Origin of the sequence: Aliinostoc sp. HNIBRCY26 (genome assembly GCF_050235535.1) — a bacterium.
Taxonomy (GTDB): domain Bacteria; phylum Cyanobacteriota; class Cyanobacteriia; order Cyanobacteriales; family Nostocaceae; genus Trichormus.
Window position 1 is genome coordinate 7,056,159 of record NZ_CP189852.1, and the last position, 13,696, is coordinate 7,069,854.

14 protein-coding genes are annotated in these 13,696 nt (G+C 41.4%); 10 read left to right on the top strand and 4 right to left on the bottom strand.

Annotated elements, in window-relative coordinates; all coding sequences use genetic code 11:
- Window positions 1-15: 15 nt before the first annotated feature.
- Both ACQFX9_RS29790 and ACQFX9_RS29795 read right to left on the bottom strand, forming a co-directional pair.
- Window positions 16-591, bottom strand: a complete 576-nt coding sequence (locus tag ACQFX9_RS29790) for a Uma2 family endonuclease (RefSeq protein ID WP_427160092.1) — start codon at window positions 589-591, stop codon at window positions 16-18.
- Window positions 592-645: 54 nt separating this feature from the next.
- A complete protein-coding gene (locus ACQFX9_RS29795) occupies window positions 646-4,632 on the bottom strand; it encodes a magnesium chelatase subunit H (RefSeq protein WP_427160093.1) in 3,987 nt (1,328 codons plus the stop codon).
- A gap of 677 nt (window positions 4,633-5,309) precedes the next feature.
- Here ACQFX9_RS29795 and ACQFX9_RS29800 point away from each other — a divergent pair.
- Window positions 5,310-6,578: a lipid-A-disaccharide synthase gene (locus tag ACQFX9_RS29800; RefSeq protein ID WP_427160094.1), complete on the top strand. Its 1,269-nt coding sequence runs from the start codon at window positions 5,310-5,312 to the stop codon at window positions 6,576-6,578.
- An 82-nt stretch (window positions 6,579-6,660) separates the two neighbouring features.
- Here the strand turns inward: ACQFX9_RS29800 and ACQFX9_RS29805 are convergent, their stop codons facing one another.
- A complete protein-coding gene (locus ACQFX9_RS29805; protein WP_427160095.1) occupies window positions 6,661-7,044 on the bottom strand; it encodes a hypothetical protein in 384 nt (127 codons plus the stop codon).
- A gap of 657 nt (window positions 7,045-7,701) precedes the next feature.
- Here ACQFX9_RS29805 and ACQFX9_RS29810 point away from each other — a divergent pair.
- The 9 genes from ACQFX9_RS29810 to ACQFX9_RS29850 all read left to right on the top strand — a co-directional run bounded on the left by ACQFX9_RS29810 (window position 7,702) and on the right by ACQFX9_RS29850 (window position 13,298).
- On the top strand, window positions 7,702-8,343 hold the full coding sequence (locus tag ACQFX9_RS29810) for a M23 family metallopeptidase (RefSeq protein ID WP_427160096.1): 642 nt from the start codon (window positions 7,702-7,704) through the stop codon (window positions 8,341-8,343).
- 83 nt (window positions 8,344-8,426) lie between these two features.
- Window positions 8,427-8,552, top strand: coding sequence for a hypothetical protein (locus tag ACQFX9_RS29815; protein ID WP_427160097.1), 126 nt, complete (start codon window positions 8,427-8,429; stop codon window positions 8,550-8,552).
- Between the two features lie 535 nt (window positions 8,553-9,087).
- A complete protein-coding gene (cysE, locus tag ACQFX9_RS29820; protein WP_427160098.1) occupies window positions 9,088-9,840 on the top strand; it encodes a serine O-acetyltransferase in 753 nt (250 codons plus the stop codon).
- Between the two features lie 2 nt (window positions 9,841-9,842).
- Entirely contained in the window at window positions 9,843-10,082 is a 240-nt protein-coding gene (locus tag ACQFX9_RS29825; protein WP_427160099.1) for an Asr1405/Asl0597 family protein, read from the top strand.
- A gap of 117 nt (window positions 10,083-10,199) precedes the next feature.
- The gene (locus tag ACQFX9_RS29830; RefSeq protein WP_103135357.1) at window positions 10,200-10,397 is read left to right on the top strand and encodes a DUF2949 domain-containing protein; all 198 of its coding nucleotides are present in this window, start codon (window positions 10,200-10,202) and stop codon (window positions 10,395-10,397) included.
- A 651-nt stretch (window positions 10,398-11,048) separates the two neighbouring features.
- Window positions 11,049-12,182 (top strand): homocitrate synthase, encoded by a 1,134-nt coding sequence (gene nifV, locus ACQFX9_RS29835; RefSeq protein WP_427160100.1) that lies wholly within the window; start codon window positions 11,049-11,051, stop codon window positions 12,180-12,182.
- Window positions 12,169-12,456 (top strand): nitrogen fixation protein NifZ, encoded by a 288-nt coding sequence (locus ACQFX9_RS29840; RefSeq protein ID WP_427160101.1) that lies wholly within the window; start codon window positions 12,169-12,171, stop codon window positions 12,454-12,456. Before nifV ends, ACQFX9_RS29840 begins: the two co-directional genes overlap by 14 nt.
- Complete coding sequence (nifT, locus tag ACQFX9_RS29845) at window positions 12,431-12,634, top strand: putative nitrogen fixation protein NifT (RefSeq protein ID WP_103135359.1); 204 nt, start codon at window positions 12,431-12,433, stop codon at window positions 12,632-12,634. Before ACQFX9_RS29840 ends, nifT begins: the two co-directional genes overlap by 26 nt.
- A gap of 103 nt (window positions 12,635-12,737) precedes the next feature.
- Window positions 12,738-13,298 carry a (2Fe-2S) ferredoxin domain-containing protein gene (locus ACQFX9_RS29850; RefSeq protein ID WP_427160102.1) on the top strand — a complete coding sequence of 187 codons (561 nt, stop codon included), beginning with the start codon at window positions 12,738-12,740 and terminating at the stop codon, window positions 13,296-13,298.
- On the opposite strand, the gene ACQFX9_RS29855 is transcribed toward ACQFX9_RS29850, so the two are convergent.
- Window positions 13,282-13,518: a hypothetical protein gene (locus tag ACQFX9_RS29855; protein ID WP_339391052.1), complete on the bottom strand. Its 237-nt coding sequence runs from the start codon at window positions 13,516-13,518 to the stop codon at window positions 13,282-13,284. The two genes, ACQFX9_RS29850 and ACQFX9_RS29855, sit on opposite strands and share 17 nt — an antisense overlap.
- Between the last annotated feature and the right edge of the window lie 178 nt (window positions 13,519-13,696).

Here is a 13,696-nt window from a genome sequence, read left to right on the forward strand (position 1 = left end):
CTTCTACATCCTAAATTACCAAATCATTGCTAGATTCAAAACAAAACCATTTAAAATATCTTCCCCTGATACTGTATTAGGAGATTCTAAAACCTCAACTTCCTTACCTTGTTTATAAATTTCTACCTGACGAGATTTACGATTAATTAATAAACCTAACCGCACACCATTGTCTATATATTCCCTCATCTTTTCCTGTGCAACCTTCAAACTATCACTCGGCGAAAGTAACTCAATTACAAAATCAGGACAAATGGGGGGAAACTTTTCTTTTTGTTCGTCAGTTAAAGCATTCCATCTTGACAACTTTATCCAAGCAGCATCAGGAGAACGGTCTGCACCATTAGGCAATTTAAAACAAGTAGAAGAATCAAAAGCAATGCCAGTACCATCAGCATCAGTCCAATTCATTACTTGTTGAGTGATTCTAGCGTTTTTATTTCCCGTTTCTCCCCCCGTGGGTGGCATGATAATTAATTCTCCCGTAGCAGTGCGTTCAAACTTCAAGTCACGGTTTACTTGACATAGATTAAAAAACTGCTCATCTGTCAGTTCCAATACTGATTGAAGGTTGACGGTTAAAGCATTCATAGTGATATTCCAGACTGAAAGATTAAGGCAGGCGTAAAGCCTGCCCATATAATCCTATTCTATGCCCTCGATTCGGTCTTCAACTTCTTGGTACAACTCGCGGAGGCGGTCTAAATTCTCCTCGCTAGTTTCCCAATAACCGCGACCATTCACTTCCAACAATGTTGATACCATCTTGCGGAAAGAATGGGGGTTGAGGTTCATCAAACGTTTTTGCATTTCTTCATCTTTGATGAAGGTTTCGTTTGCATCCTCATAAATCCAGTTGTCAACTGCGCCGGCTGTCGCACTCCAACCCATTGTATTTACCAATCGCTTGGAGAGTTCGCGGACACCTTCGTAACCGTGGGACAGCATACCTTCATACCACTTGGGATTTAATAGTTTGGTACGGGCATCTAAGCGGACGGTTTCGGATAATGTGCGGACTTGGGCGTTGGCTGTGGTGGTGTCTGCAATGTAAGATGCTGGGGTTTTGCCATCGCCACGCAGACTTGATACAACCTTGGTGGGGTCTGAGTCGAAGTAGTGGGAAACGTCCGTTAAACTAATCTCAGAAGAATCAAGGTTTTGGAATGTTGCCTCAGCAGTTTTGAGGGTGCTTTCAAAAATCTTCCGAGATTGTTCCATCATGCCGGGGTTGTCGGCACTGAAGGCGAAGGATTTACGGGTGAGGTACATTTCTTGTAACTCGGCTTCGCTATCCCAGGTGCTGTTTTCTACTGCCAAGTTGATATTTGACGAGTAAGAACCGGAAGCGTTAGAGAAAACGCGGGTGGCTGCTTGTCTGAGGTTAATTCCCAATTCCTCAGCTTGCTGCATCGCGTGTTTGCGGACGAAGTTCATTTCTAAGGGTTCATCCGCTTCCGCAGCCATTTTCACCCCTTGATCTAGCAGGTTCATCTGGTTGATGAACAAGTCGCGGAATACACCAGAACAGTTAATTACAACGTCAATTCTGGGTCTTCCCAATTCTTCTAGGGGAATTAACTCCAACTTGTTCACCCTTCCTAACGCGTCGGGAACCGGACGTACACCCACCATCCACATGATTTGCGCTAGAGATTCACCGTAGGTTTTGATGTTATCTGTTCCCCAGAGAACACAGGCAATGGTTTCTGGCCAGTTACCGTTGTTTTCGGCTTTATTTCTTGCCAAAAGTCTATCAACAACGATTTTAGCTGATTGTACAGCCGCAGCCGTGGGAATTGATTGGGGGTCGAGGGCGTGAATGTTTTTACCTGTGGGTAATACATCGGGGTTGCGGATGGGGTCGCCACCAGGGCCAGGTAGAACATATTCGCCTTCTAAGCCTTTGAGTAATGCGCCGAGTTCGTTGTCTGCACAAACTTGTTGTAAGCAGAATTCTAAATACTCGAACAGGGGTTTTAAGGCGGAAGCGTCAACTTTGGGATAACCTGCTTTGTGCAGTGCTTCTACCCAAGGTTCTTTTTTGCCCATGTTGAAGAAATTCAACTTGGAAACTAAAGAAACTCTGCCTTCTGCGTCGGTTTGTTCTTGTACTAAGGCGCGGACGGCGGCGCGAGTTGCTAGGGTGATGTCTTGCAATAATTGGACATCTTCTAATACGCCTCTGTCGCTGTTTTGGTAGATTTCGTCAATGTTGCGTCCCACGCTGTTGGCAATGATGCGGGGTAAGCTGAGAATTTCTTCTTCTTGACGGTCTAAGCTGGCGATATTAACTAGAGTTGCGATCGCTTCTTCTGCACTTGGGGGTTTACCAATGACGTGCAAACCACAAGGTAATAACCGCGATTCGATTTCCATTAACTTGCGGTAGACGCTGCCGACAATATTATCCCGTTCTTCTGGGGTCATATCTTTGGCATCGATTTCGGGCAAGTCGATGTCTTTGTCTAGGTTCACCATCCGGCATTTATCCATGATGGTGTTGACGATGGGGATACCGCGACCGCTATCTTTTAAGGTTTGGTAAGAACCAATTAACTCACTGAGTTCTTTCAAACCTTTGTACAAACCAGCGTTTTCTGCGGGTGGTGTGAGGTAGGAAATTGTTTCGGCGTAACTGCGGCGTTTAGCAATTGTCGCTTCGCTGGGGTTGTTGGCGGCGTAGTAGTACAGGTTGGGAATTGTGCCAATTAAGTTATCTGGGTAGCATTCGCCGGACATCCCCATTTGCTTACCGGGCATAAATTCCAGAGAACCGTGTGTACCAAAATGTAGTACAGCATCCGCGCCCCAAATTCTTTCTAGGTAAGTGTAGTAAGCTGCAAAGCCGTGGTGAGGACTGGCGGAACGGGAGAACAATAGCCGCATGGGGTCGCCTTCATAACCGAATGTTGGTTGTACACCTATGAAGACGTTACCGAATTGCTTACCGTAAATTAATAAGTTTTGTCCGTCGCTGTTGAGGTGTCCTGGCGGTGGCCCCCAGTTTTCTTCTAGGCGTTGGGAATATGGTGTCAGTTCTTCGTATTCGGGGACTGACATTTTGTAGGCAATGTTGAGTTCTGGGCTGGCGTACTGTGCTTGTGCATCGTGGATGACTTGTTCCATCAACTCTTTCGCGTTTTCTGGTAAGTCCTGCACGTCGTAGCCATTGTTTCTGAGTGCGTGCATCACCTCGTAAATTGAGCCGAATACATCGAGGTATGCGGCTGTACCGACGTTACCTTTGTCGGGGGGGAAGCTGAAAACGGTGATGGCGACTTTTTTGTTGAGTTTGGGTTTACGACGGAGGTTAGCCCATTTTAGAGCGCGTTGGGCTACGGCTTCGATACGGTCTTGGAGTGCGATCGCCTTCCCTGTCGCCCCATCTCTACCCGATAATATAATCGGTTCAATTGCTCCATCTAATTCAGGAATCGCAATTTGCAATGCTACTTGAATCGGATGTAAGCCTAAATCGCTATCTAACCACTCTTCCGTAGTTTGGAATACTAAAGGCAATGCCACCATGTAGGGACGATTGAGGCGTTTGAGTGATTCAATCGCTTTAGGATGGTCTTGTCTAGCTGGGCCGCCTACCAATGCAAAGCCTGTTAAAGATATGACTGCATCGACTAAAGGGGTTTTGGTTGTGGGTTCGTAGAAGTAAGCATCTACAGGCTTGGAGAAATCCAAACCACCAGCAAATACTGGTAATACTTTTGCACCCAGGGATTCCAACTCCTGCACCATTGCCACATAGTGAGCATCATCACCTGTAACTAAGTGTGTGCGTTGTAATACTAACCCAACACAGGGAGCTAAAGGATCTTTTAAATCACTGGATATGTCCTTACGGACTGTGTACCAGTTGAGGTACTCTCTCACATCCTCAAACATTGTGGGTGCTAAGGGATGCCAAATACCCATGTCTGGGTAAACTACTGGTGGTTGATATGCCAGAGATGCCGAATTTTGTTTATCTACAGATTTAAATACATATTTATCGGCTAGCATTAGCAAGAAGTTTTCCAGGTTGTCTGGTGAACCTCCCAGCCAATACTGAAAGCTCAACATAAAATTGCGAGCATCTTGGGCTTTGTCCATTGGTAAATACTTCAGCACTTGCGGCAGGGTTCGCAATAGCTTTAGCATCCCATCTTGGAATCCCGCACCGGATTTTTCCTTGCGTTTTTTCATGAATTGTGCGATCGCACTCTTCGATTGCCCTAATTGTGCCAAGGAAAAACTGCCCATTTTATTTAGGCGCATTACCTCTGGCATAGAGGGAAACACAACAGCTACATCCAAGCGATCGCGGTGTGGTTCTACTGCTGTAACAACTTTCTGTGCTAAGTCTTCGATGAAAATCAATGAGGCAATAAAAATATTGGCACTCTCGACATCCCGCTTGAACTCTTCGTAGTTCTCAGGATCTCTAAGTTCCTCAATCAAATAACCACTGATTTCAATCGCCAGGTTGGGATTGTTTGAGTTAATCGTGCGAACCGCTTGCGACAGTGCGCTCTGGTACTGGGACTCAAGCACGACATAGACCACCTTAATGAAGTTACGTCCGCCCAGGTTATCAGGCGCAATGTGTCTAATGGTGGACTTGACGTGGGTGAACATGCTTCCTCGGCTCCTTTGATGCGTGTTCTCTACAGGAATTTCTTTGCGGCTAAGTTGCCCACAAAGTTTAACGATTTTGTTCGGCAATAAGAGTTTTTTATCAGAAAAACCTTACCAAATGGGGATTTTGTCGTCTAACTGACATAAATCGATATAAAAATCGCAAACTTTGTTAACAAACATTAATAGATAATAAAAGCAATTGCTCACTTAATGTAACAAAAACTTAATATTTTTCGATATTTTATGGCAAATTTGTACTGTTGAGGCGCAATATAGCCAAATATATAAATATGTAATTTTGTCAAGCACTATCTGTTAACTTCAGGCAATGAGAATGAAGAGGTCAGGATTCGCGTAGTGTTTCCCCATGTTTTTATAGTAGTGCGAAATCAAGAGCGATCGCCATGCTTAAAATTCACCCTTTTTTATCTTTAATTAATGGTATAGAACAAAACCATGAACCTAGAAATTAGTTTTTATAAACTTACGATTAATAACTTTATTGAAACATCCAAACCAACATTCCTAATAGTATTTACACTGAAATAACCGTATAATAATTTAAATCAATACTTAATGTTTGCTCTGTTAATTGCAGAAATATCTAAGCTGTGCAACTGCTAACACTGCCATAAATTGTCTGAATTGGTATTATAAATGTTTACTTTTAACTTATGGATTTAGTAGATATTCTAATTCTCTCCAATGGCCCAGGGGAAGTAACGACTTGGGTACGTCCAGTAGTGAAGGCTTTACGAGAACAGTTAGGAAATAACCGTGATGAGGTAAGGATTTCTGTAGTTTTATCACCGTGTCCTAATGCTAGCGGTAAAGAAGCAGCGATCGCTCTTTCTTATCCAGAAGTAGACCGAGTACAATCAGCAGAGCATTTTTGGCAATTTTTACTCTGGGGTAAAACTGTAGAAAATTGGGATTGGAGCGATCGCGGTGTCATTATATTCTTAGGTGGCGATCAAATTTTCCCTGTATTCATCGGCAAAAAACTGGGATATCGTACATTAGTTTACGCCGAATGGGAAGCCAGATGGCATAACTTCATTGACCGCTTTGCAGTTATGAACCCACAAGTTTCCGCCAAAGTTTCCCCCAAGTACGCCGATAAATTTACAGTCGTCGGCGACATCATGCTAGAAGCCCAAAAACAACTCAACACTACCCAATCCCCAATCCCTAATCCCCATTCCCCAATCATAGGTCTGTTACCTGGGTCAAAAGCCGCAAAATTAACCCAAGGTGTCCCCCTAATGCTCAAAATTGCTGAATATATCCACAGCAAAAGACCTGAGATGAAATTTGTCATTCCTGTTGCGCCTACGTTAGATTTACAAACTCTAGCCAGCTTTGCAGATCCTCAAAAAAACCCTTTTGCCGAAACTTTTCAATTTTCTGGTGCTTCCTTAGTTGTCCCTGAACAAAGTGGTAAATACCCTGTATTGGAAACCAGTCAAGGAGTAAATGTAGAGTTACACCAAGAAAATCCTGCCTATGATTTATTATCCCGTTGTTGTGTTTGCTTAACCACCGTCGGAGCAAACACAGCCGAATTAGGGGCTTTGGGTGTACCCATGCTAGTGTTATTACCCACACAACAACTTGATGCTATGCGTTCCTGGGATGGTTTACCAGGGTTGCTGGCAAATTTACCAGTGTTAGGTTCTACCTTCGCCAAAATCATTAACTGGTTATTTCTCAGACGTAAAGGTTTACTAGCCTGGCCAAACATCTGGGCAAAAGCCGAAATAGTACCCGAAATCGTCGGAAAACTCCAAGCCAATGAAATCGGAGACATGGTTTTAGACTTAATAGATCATCCAGAGAAATTAGAAGAAATACGCAGCAAGCTACGCAACGCCAGAGGCGAAAGTGGCGCAGCTCAAAAAATAGCCCAGATTGTTAGTGAGGAAATTGGCAATTGGGCATAGGGCTAATCAATTCAAAATTCAAAATTCAAAATTCAAAATTAAAGATTCTGTTCCCTGTTCCCTAATGACTGATGACTATTGGCTAATCAGACTGTCCATCTCTGCGCCCTAGTTCGTAAATTCCAGAACCCATGCAGGCGAGGATACCCATACTAATTGCCCAACTGCGTCCTAAACTGATTTCTACACCCCAGTTACATAAAGCTCCAATGACCAAAAACGGCACAATGCTAAACAGTGAGGCGTAAAAGGCGTTTTGTGATTCTCTGGCTTTGCGGGTTTTTTCAAATTCTTTTTCACTAGTGTAAAGCGATCGCTCGGCAAAATTAAACCAGCGTCCTAGTTGCTCTATTACCCACTCACTCAGAGGCGAAAATCCTAAATATAACGCCAAAGACCACAAACTTGCTCCAGCGATCGCAACTGTATCTATCTCAAAACTAAAAGGTAGTATCTCGGTCAGCATGGCTTTGGTGCTTCCTGCAAATGGTTCGATTGATGCTAGATATCATGATCAATCTACTTATTCAGCAATCTTAAGCATAAAAGTTAACAAGATTTTGGCAACTTGGCAACTATCCCATAGATAATCTTTCCCTTGACTGCTGTAAATCATCTATGATTTCCTAAATTTATTCGCAAATATACTTAATTTTTCTGTATAAAATTATTTTATTAATTTTCATCTTCAGCATAAATTAAATTTAAAAATAAAAACTTTTCTTGTCTAAAGATTTGACACGAAAATCCTGTACACATCTAAATTACCCATTTCCTATTCCCTGCTTACACAAATAGTTCAAGAATTACATTTGATTTTTATATGTATACACGTAAAATCCTGATTAAAAAATCTATAATTTTTGCTTATTAACAGTTTTTTGATAGCAATTAAGCAGTTGCAAAGCAAATTTAACGCGAAAGTTTGACACCTAAAACCCTTATATATTAATCTATTTGACTGAATAAGCTAATTTACGTAAGTATATACTCACAGCAGAAATCTAATAATTCAAATAAAAATCTGTTTTTCCGGAAAGATGGCGATTTTTAATTTAGATTTAGCCGAGTATTTACAAAAAATAAATCTCAATAATATAGGAATGGCTGAAGGAACATAATAATGAGTAAGCAGCAAGCAAAAGTAATATTGGGAACAGCCACGCTGTCAATCTTAAGTATCAGTATTTTTAGCTGCATGACTCTATTACCTCAAGAAGAAATTGCCAGAGCAAGAGAGGTAAAATCCAACACTATAGCCACAGCTAATGGTTGGTCAGCAGCATCTTTTCCTGTAGAAAACTTCCAAGCCTATACCTCTGCATTTGGCTACCGTCGTTCAGCAACAGGCGGGAATAATTGGGAATTTCACAATGGTTTAGATATAGCTGCTCCACAAGGCAGTTATATTCGTAACTGGTGGGGTGGAACAGTGATTAAAGTGAGCGATCGCGGTGCTTGTGGTACTCACATCGTAATTAAATCTGGACAATGGGAACACACCTATTGTCATATGGAAGGTTCTGTAGAAACCTCCAACGGTCGGCAGTACATGATTGATAGAGCCGGCGGTATCCAAATTTGGGAAGGTCAAACAATCCCCACAGGAGTGAGAATTGGTAGAATCGGGATGACCGGACGTACCACCGGGCCTCATCTCCACTGGGTAATGAAGTACGCCAATAACTATGTTGATCCGGCAATGGTGTTAAGGGAAATGTTCGTCCAACAGCAAATCGCCAGAGGTAAGGGAGCTTCTAACTAAAAAAATATCCTATCACTGTATAGGCAAGGGTACAGGGGGCAGGGGGCAGGGGAGATAAAGACAATTTCCAATCAGTGAATTGAATGTTTGGCGTTGCTGAATCAAAGTATGAAATGCCAGCAATACCTTTGTTTTCCTTTGTTCCTTCGCGCCTTTGCGCCTTTGCGCCTTTGCGTGAGACAGTTCATATTCTCAATCAGCAACGCTGAATATTTTATTATCTGGAAGTCCCAAGGATGCTTCCAATTAAGGGACTTTGCCCTTATTTCTAAAGTGCTTGAGTAATAAAAAAACTCACCACTCATTACTCATTACTCATCACTCATTACTCAGCACTCAGCACTGTTTTAAATGCGGCGAATCGCTATAATGAATATAGTAACTGGGTATACAGAAATTTGAGTTGTAGTCCTGTCTACTTGATATTCCAGGGGATTTGAGTACAGCTTAATATATCTCAAAATATCTCACTCAAATCGTATCAAAGTCTTACATATTAAGTTTTTTGTAGCGAGTACAAAAATTCTGAACCCTGGGGTGATAAATACTAGTCCCCCATATCTAAAATACTTGTACCCATACCCCAAAATAAATTTTTGGTTGTTGTCTGTGGCGGGTTGGAGGGGTTGAGTATAAACGTAATTAATCCAATAAATCCAATCAAGATGGGGTGTACTGTCCTGTTGGGGGTCGCCTGATATAAGCATAAAAATAGCACAAGGCTCTTTTACCCACGCAGTACCAATGCAACAGTCCTTAGATGGTATCGAGAATCCACCTGATAAAACCAAAACTTCCTGGTTGCAGAGTCTCTTCTCTGGCAATTTGTTTGAGCCATTGTTGAGTGATTTTCGGATAATTTTTGAACGCGATCCCGCCGCACGCAATTGGCTGGAGGTGGTGTTCTGTTATCCTGGTTTGCACGCTATCTGTTTACATCGTCTCGCTCACTGGTTACACCTGCGGAATGTGGTGTTCTTCCCTCGCTTCATTTCTCATCTAGCACGGTTTCTCACCGGCATCGAAATTCACCCAGGTGCAAAGATTGGTAAAGGTGTGTTTATCGACCACGGGATGGGGGTTGTGATTGGTGAAACGGCGATTGTGGGGGACTACACCCTAATTTATCAAGGTGTAACTCTAGGCGGTACAGGCAAGGAAAGCGGTAAACGCCATCCGACTGTCGGCAGTCATGTGGTTGTGGGTACTGGTGCAAAGGTTTTAGGTAATATTCAAATTGGCGATCGCGTCAGAATTGGCGCAGGTTCAGTTGTATTACGCGATGTTCCCCCAGACTCTACAGTAGTAGGGATTCCAGGACGGATTATTTCCCGTAAGGAAAAGAATAATTTATGTCCTCTGGATCACGCCAAGTTACCTGATGTAGAAGCAAATGTGATTCGTTCACTATTAACGCGAATTGAGCAGCTAGAACAAAAACTACAAACTCTCTCTAGCCAGTCCTCAGAACCAGAATTGTTGACTAAGGATAAATAATCATGTTGCGAGGTGATTATATATTGCAGATACCGTTTGGCGATCGCTGGCAGATTTATCATCGGTTACAAGAGTTGATGATCCCGTGTTCCTGTCATCCTGATGGCTCATTGCGGGTGCAAGTTAATAGCTGCTTGACAGCAGTTCTAGTTCGCAGTACAGTTATGCAATTTCTAGCTTCTCGCCCAGAATTGCTGGACTGGCTAGAGCGTTGTTGGGATTGCAACTATGAATCGTTTTAAGTGCTGGGTGCTGAGTTAAGAGTGCTGGGTGCTAAGAAGGTCTGACAAAAAACTAACAAAATAAGCATTTTTATTAGGGATTTTTAATTTTGTATTTTGCATTAGGAGTGAAACAACGTGACTACTCACAACAAAGATGTAGAACTGCTAGATTTTTTACATAATGAACTTGCACTTTCCCATAAAGATATTGCTATAGCCCTCAAACACCGTGAACTTGATCCTGCACCTTTACCGATGTTACTTTGGCAATATGGTTTAGTAAATTTAGAAGAATTGGAGAAAATTCTAGATTGGTTACATAATAACATTTGAATAACTTGGATTAAATAGTCATAAAATCATAATTTTATAAGAAAATATCTCAGAAACAAATATAGTTGCAATTCAAACATTAATTTATATCGAAATATAATTCAATTACTGAAAATAATAACTTAAGAAATTAAAATTTCTGTACATAAATAAAACCTGCTTAATATGTGCTGATATGTCAACATATTTTGAATATGTCTGTTTATATTTTACTTTTCACTATTGCCTATTCCTTGGTCTACACAGGAAAATCTTCTTGACATAAATGTATTGCAATGTAACATTTTAATCACTTTTAGCACCTCAAATAAATTGAAAAAAATATTTAGCAATTATCCTTATATGTCAATAATTAGCGGATAATTGCTAATACTTATATATAGTGAATATTTAGTTAAAGAATATATATTTTTTGCAAATTTTTTATTAAATGATACATGGTTTTTGTCTACTGTCATACAGATATGTTGTTATTGTTTAGGTAATATTTAGAAATGATGAAGATGAATTATTAAAGGTAAAAGTTAACTGCATTTACTGTTCAATCTTCGCCAGATATTTCTAGCATTTACCAATACCACAAATTGTATAAAACAGTGCCGTTAAATCTTGAAAGTATATTAAGAGAAATTGCTAAGAGGGATGTTTGAGATGACTAAAATTATCATTAACGACACGACATTACGAGACGGTGAACAAGCCGCAGGTGTAGCATTTACCCTCGAAGAAAAAGTGGCGATCGCTAAATTTCTCGATAGCATTGGTGTACCCGAATTAGAAGTGGGGATACCTGCAATGGGTGAGGAAGAGATGCGCGCCATCTCCGCCATTTCTAACTTAGGTTTACGAGCTGAACTGTTGGCGTGGAATCGCGCTGTCATTTCAGATATTAAAGCTTCTATTGCCTGTGGAATGAAGCGCGTACATATCGCCATTCCTGTTTCCGGTATTCAAATCGCCGCGAAATTCCACGGACAATGGCGGGTAAGTCTGCAAAGACTCAAAGACTGTATTAGCTTTGCAGTTGATCAAGGTCTTTGGGTTGCAGTTGGGGGGGAAGATTCCTCCAGAGCTGATGAAAACTTCCTCTTGGATGTTGCATTGTCAGCCGAAGAATGGGGTGCATCCCGTTTTCGTTTCTGCGATACCGTGGGAGTTCTTGATCCTTTCAGCACCTATGGGGAAGTAAAGCAGTTAGTTTCGGCTTTATCCATTCCCGTAGAAATTCATACCCACAATGATTTCGGTATGGCTACAGCCAACGCTTTAGCAGGAATTAAAGCTGGAGCCGCATCTGTGAATACTACAGTTATCGGTATGGGTGAGCGAGCTGGTAACGCAGCTTTAGAAGAAGTCGTCATGGCCATTAAACGCATCTATGGCGTAGACATGGGAATTGACACACCCCGGTTGTTGGAATTGTCGCAACTGGTAGCGGCTGCTTCTGGTGCTAGCGTACCACCTTGGAAAGCGATCGTTGGTGAAAATACCTTTGCTCACGAGTCAGGAATTCATGCTCATGGTGTCATGCAAAACCCTGACACCTACGAACCCTTTGCACCGGAAGAAGTCGGTTGGGAACGCCGCCTAGTCGTAGGTAAACATTCTGGACGACATTTGGTATCTAGCTTACTCAAACAGCATGGCATTATTCTCAACGCCGAAGAAACCCAATCTGTTTTAGAAGCAGTCCGCCAACAGTCAGTCCAGAAAAAACGCAGTTTAACTACAGAAGAACTGCTGAACTTGGTAAAAGAACAGAGGTATTCTCATGCAGCGCGATGAATACGAATTGGATTCAGAACCGGCGTTTGACTTAGGAGAAAAAGTCAGACTTCGTAAACAAATTAAGAATGATGGCACATTTCCAGGTCGAGACATCGGCGAAATTTTAGCAAAAAAAGGAGAAATTGGCTACGTAGCAAGTATAGGAACTTTTTTACAACGTTCTTATATTTATGCCGTGCATTTCTTGGAAAAAGGAATCATTATTGGCTGTCGGGAAAAAGAACTAGAATCTGCTGAGGAAAACCATGAAAGTAATGTTACGGATGAATGATGCAGGTAACTTAACAGTTTACGTTGCCAAAAAAGACTTAGAAGAAGTAGTAGTTAAACAAACTGATGGTGCTGAAGGTAAAGTTCTCACTCTAGCGAATGGCTGGGAATTAGAATTTCGTGAAATCCCAGATGCTAGTAGTTTACCTAAAACTGTAGAAGCTAAAAGACTGGCTTAAAAAAGGCAAAAGGTAAAAGTCAAAAGGCAAAAGATAGGTTCTTTTACCTTTTTTCTTTTATATGTTGACGTACAATACTCTCTACCTTCTTGTTCATACTGATATGGGTGACAAATTTTTGCAGTTATCAGAGTTTAATCTTGAGGGTAATTTCTTGGGTTTTATGGGCAATAAACCCAAGAAAATTAAATACTTGAGTTTGGCAATTCCCTCTGGAGATGTGTTAATTAAACTACCGAAAAAATTACGCTCTTGTTTAAGTTCATCTCTCCACATAGGTGAGCGCATTAATATTTATGGTGTGGGAAAATTACACCGATACAAAGGGACAATTAAACTCAAAGCTTATGAAGTCACTAAGATTAGTGATGAGTCAGTTTCCCACTCCCACGCAGATTTACCAACGCAACCATCAGCGAAAATTATGGTGTGTCAAAAAGCGGGTTGCATAAAAAGAGGTGGTCAAGGGTTATTATCTCAACTAGAACAAACTTTGTGCGATCGCGGTTTACTTGACAAAGTGACTATCGAACATACCAGTTGTCAAAAACGCTGTAGCAGTGCGCCCAACTGTATTTTAATGCTGGGTAAAAAGAAATACAAGAAGAACTGTCCGCAAGCGATCGCCTCACTCCTAGAAAGCTATCTCACCACAAGGGAATAAAACAACTTTCGTGCAGAGTCATTTCACCATAGTCCGGTATCCATGCTACCCAGGTGTTTGGAGACTCCTGACAGAGTAACTTAGCTTCATCACCACTATATTCACTAGGGAGATGAAGCAACTTTACCCAAGTCTCATTTATAGGAGTGATGTGATCATCACAATTTATGCCAGATAAGGGTCTGAATGGAAATACAGGATAAGTTTCCGTAACTAGCATCGTTTCTAGCCCTCTCACAAAGATCATTTGTCAAGTTATTGACTCCACCAAGCATATACAGGGTATAAATCAAATTACTTCTGTATTCAGTTTTACAAAAAACAGATTTTATAGTTAATTTTCGCCAATAAATTTACAAATCCTCATGCAAATATCCCCGACTTTAGCCAACAGTCGG

Excerpts from the sequence above, each read along its gene's own strand:
- ACQFX9_RS29790 (WP_427160092.1), bottom strand. The coding sequence starts at position 591 with ATGAATGCTTTAACCGTCAACCTTCAATCAGTATTGGAACTGACAGAT.
- ACQFX9_RS29795 (WP_427160093.1), bottom strand. The coding sequence starts at position 4,632 with ATGTTCACCCACGTCAAGTCCACCATTAGACACATTGCGCCTGATAAC.
- ACQFX9_RS29800 (WP_427160094.1), top strand. The coding sequence starts at position 5,310 with ATGGATTTAGTAGATATTCTAATTCTCTCCAATGGCCCAGGGGAAGTA.
- ACQFX9_RS29805 (WP_427160095.1), bottom strand. The coding sequence starts at position 7,044 with ATGCTGACCGAGATACTACCTTTTAGTTTTGAGATAGATACAGTTGCG.
- ACQFX9_RS29810 (WP_427160096.1), top strand. The coding sequence starts at position 7,702 with ATGAGTAAGCAGCAAGCAAAAGTAATATTGGGAACAGCCACGCTGTCA.
- ACQFX9_RS29815 (WP_427160097.1), top strand. The coding sequence starts at position 8,427 with ATGTTTGGCGTTGCTGAATCAAAGTATGAAATGCCAGCAATACCTTTG.
- cysE (WP_427160098.1), top strand. The coding sequence starts at position 9,088 with ATGCAACAGTCCTTAGATGGTATCGAGAATCCACCTGATAAAACCAAA.
- ACQFX9_RS29825 (WP_427160099.1), top strand. The coding sequence starts at position 9,843 with ATGTTGCGAGGTGATTATATATTGCAGATACCGTTTGGCGATCGCTGG.
- nifV (WP_427160100.1), top strand. The coding sequence starts at position 11,049 with ATGACTAAAATTATCATTAACGACACGACATTACGAGACGGTGAACAA.
- ACQFX9_RS29840 (WP_427160101.1), top strand. The coding sequence starts at position 12,169 with ATGCAGCGCGATGAATACGAATTGGATTCAGAACCGGCGTTTGACTTA.
- nifT (WP_103135359.1), top strand. The coding sequence starts at position 12,431 with ATGAAAGTAATGTTACGGATGAATGATGCAGGTAACTTAACAGTTTAC.
- ACQFX9_RS29850 (WP_427160102.1), top strand. The coding sequence starts at position 12,738 with ATGGGTGACAAATTTTTGCAGTTATCAGAGTTTAATCTTGAGGGTAAT.
- ACQFX9_RS29855 (WP_339391052.1), bottom strand. The coding sequence starts at position 13,518 with ATGCTAGTTACGGAAACTTATCCTGTATTTCCATTCAGACCCTTATCT.